This window comes from Bradyrhizobium sp., from assembly GCF_019242285.1.
GTDB lineage: Bacteria > Pseudomonadota > Alphaproteobacteria > Rhizobiales > Xanthobacteraceae > Bradyrhizobium.
In genome coordinates this window covers 1-2,486 of the sequence record NZ_JAFAVV010000093.1, presented here as the reverse complement: position 1 = coordinate 2,486, position 2,486 = coordinate 1, and the positions used below count along the sequence as shown (strand labels likewise).

General features: G+C 62.4%; 3 protein-coding genes and 1 tRNA gene. 3 read left to right on the top strand and 1 reads right to left on the bottom strand.

What is annotated here, in order from left to right; genetic code table 11:
- The 3 genes from JOY90_RS03695 to JOY90_RS03685 form a co-directional block, all read left to right on the top strand.
- A partial coding sequence (locus JOY90_RS03695) for a TRAP transporter large permease (RefSeq protein WP_291689810.1) occupies positions 1 to 1,087 on the top strand: 1,087 nt, incomplete at its 5' end.
- A 107-nt stretch (positions 1,088 to 1,194) separates the two neighbouring features.
- Positions 1,195 to 1,758 (top strand): Spy/CpxP family protein refolding chaperone, encoded by a 564-nt coding sequence (locus tag JOY90_RS03690; RefSeq protein ID WP_291689809.1) that lies wholly within the window; start codon positions 1,195 to 1,197, stop codon positions 1,756 to 1,758.
- Between the two features lie 88 nt (positions 1,759 to 1,846).
- A tRNA-Lys gene (locus JOY90_RS03685) sits at positions 1,847 to 1,922 on the top strand.
- 202 nt (positions 1,923 to 2,124) lie between these two features.
- Here the strand turns inward: JOY90_RS03685 and JOY90_RS03680 are convergent.
- Positions 2,125 to 2,486: hypothetical protein (locus tag JOY90_RS03680; protein WP_291689808.1), on the bottom strand; the 362-nt coding region annotated here is incomplete at its 5' end.

Genomic DNA, 2,486 nt, shown 5'->3' with positions numbered 1-2,486 from the left:
CACGCGCGGCGGCGTGGCGCGACGGATGATCGCGTTTACGACTTCATTGGTCGGGCATCTGCCCGGCGGCCTCGGCCTTGCCGGTGTCGCGGCCTGCGCGATGTTTGCGGCGATCTCTGGTTCGAGCGTGGCGACCGTGGTTGCGATCGGATCGATCATGCTGCCCGCGATGGTGGACTACGGCTATCCGCGACGCTTCGGCGTCGGCGTGATCTCGACATCAGGCGCGCTCGGCATCCTGGTGCCGCCCTCGATCATCCTCGTGCTGTACGGCGTCTCCACCAACACCTCGATCGGCGCGCTGTTCATGGCCGGCATCGTGCCGGGCATCCTGCTCGCCCTGATGCTGGCGGCGGTGACCTTCTTCGTTGCCCGCCGCAATGACTATCCGAAGCTGCCGAAGGCGACGCTCGGCCAGCAATGGACCGCCTTCCGGGAGAGCATCTGGGGCCTGGCGCTGATCGCGATCGTGCTCGGCGGCATCTATGGCGGCGTCTTCACGCCGACCGAGGCGGCCGCGGTCGCTGCGGTCTACGCCTTCTTCATCACCGTGTCCGTCTACCGGGAGCTGAAGCTCACCGAGGTGCCCAAGGTGCTGTTGCAGGCGGCCAGCATGAGCTCGATGCTGCTCTACATCATCACCAATGCGGTGCTGTTCTCGTTCCTGATGACCCATGAGCAGATCCCGCAGGCGATGGCGGCCTGGATCATCGACAAGAACTTCTCGATCTGGGTGTTCCTCTTGGTCGTCAACGTCATCCTGCTGGCGGCCGGCAACGTCATGGACCCGTCATCGATCCTGCTGATCATGGCGCCGATCCTGTTTCCGCTCGCGACCAAGCTCGGCGTGCATCCCGTGCATCTCGGCATCCTGATGATCGTCAACACCGAGGTCGGCCTGTGCCATCCCCCGGTCGGCCTCAACCTCTACATCGCCTCCTCGATCGCCAAGATGGGCATCAGCGAGATCACCATCGCGGTGCTGCCATGGTTGAGCGCGATGCTGGTGTTTCTCGGCCTCGTCACCTACGTGCCGGAGATTTCGCTATGGCTGCCGCGGCTATTGGGGATGATCGGACCGCATTGATTAACGTCAATTACATCTTGGTAAGGCGCCTCAGTCTGTCTAATCTGTAAGTTGATTGCGCATCTGGCTGCCCCCATGTTCGGGCAACCTTTCAAGAGGAGGTTCGCATGAGGAAGTTTGCCGTCGCCGCTGTTGCGGCCCTCGCCATCGCGGGCTCGACCGCGGTCTATGCCCAGTACAACCATTCCTGGCTGCGTGAGCACATGCAGCATGTGCGGATGAGCCCGGAGGACCGCGCCGCGATGATCGACGCGCGCATCGCCGCCGTGCACGCCGGGCTGAAGCTGACCGCGGACCAGGAGAAGCTGTGGCCGCCGGTGGAGGCCGCGGTGCGGGATTTCGCCAAGCTCAGGATCGACCGGGCGAACGCGCGGATGAAGGCCGACGACGCTCCGCAGGATCAGCAGCAGCCGGACGATCCGATCGCGCGCCTGCGTGACCGCGCCGACGGCATGGCCGCGAGCGCGACGGCGCTGAAGAAGATCGCCGACGCCGCCGATCCGCTCTACAAGAGCCTGGATGACGGCCAGAAGCGCCGGCTCGCGATGCTGACCCGTCATCACCAGCACGGCTGGGACGGCTGGCGCCACCGCTGGATGGACCGCGACGATCGCGATCACGACGGTTACCGTTGGGATCGGATGGACCCGGACGGCTCGGGGCGCCTTTGATCACAGGGGCGCAAGCCGGCTGGACATCGCGGAAACGCTTTGCTAAACGACCGGCCTCGCAAGGCTTTTGGGTGACCTGAGGCCTTTAGGGCGCATAGCTCAGTTGGTAGAGCAGCTGACTCTTAATCAGCGGGTCCCAGGTTCGAGCCCTGGTGCGCCCACCAAGCAAATCAGGCACTTACTGATATTTACCGTTTGAGAGAACCGAACTAAAACGGTTTTTCAAACGGTGTATTTTTGATCCTCCCGGACGTCTACCCCCGAAAATGTGATGGCAGGATAAGGCGTTCGAGAAGCGGCTTTTTTATTCGAGATCCGCGGCTCGACCCCCCAAACCGTTTAGGAGCGAGACGGCCTCTGGAGAAGTCATGACGTGCGCCGGAAAGGTAAGGCGCGAGATCGGTGCGAAATCCTCGGCGTGATCAGGCCCAACGCCGAAGACGATTTCCTTTTCGTCTTGTTGGACAAAGTGGTGCCGATTCCGATGATCTCGCCCGGGTATTCCGATTTGATCTCGTCCAGGATTCCGAGATGATCTCGCCCACCGTTCCGATTTGATGTCGCCCGGGGCGGGAGGCATTCTGGCTGTCTGGTTTCTGGCATCGGCGAAGCCGCGTGGTCAATCTTGAATCGCGGCTCGAAGGAGTTGTTTTCTGCTGCTTCTGCTGTGGGTATGTGGGCAACGCCCTTGGCGTTGTCCAAGCGCAGCGGCATGTCCACAGCGCCAC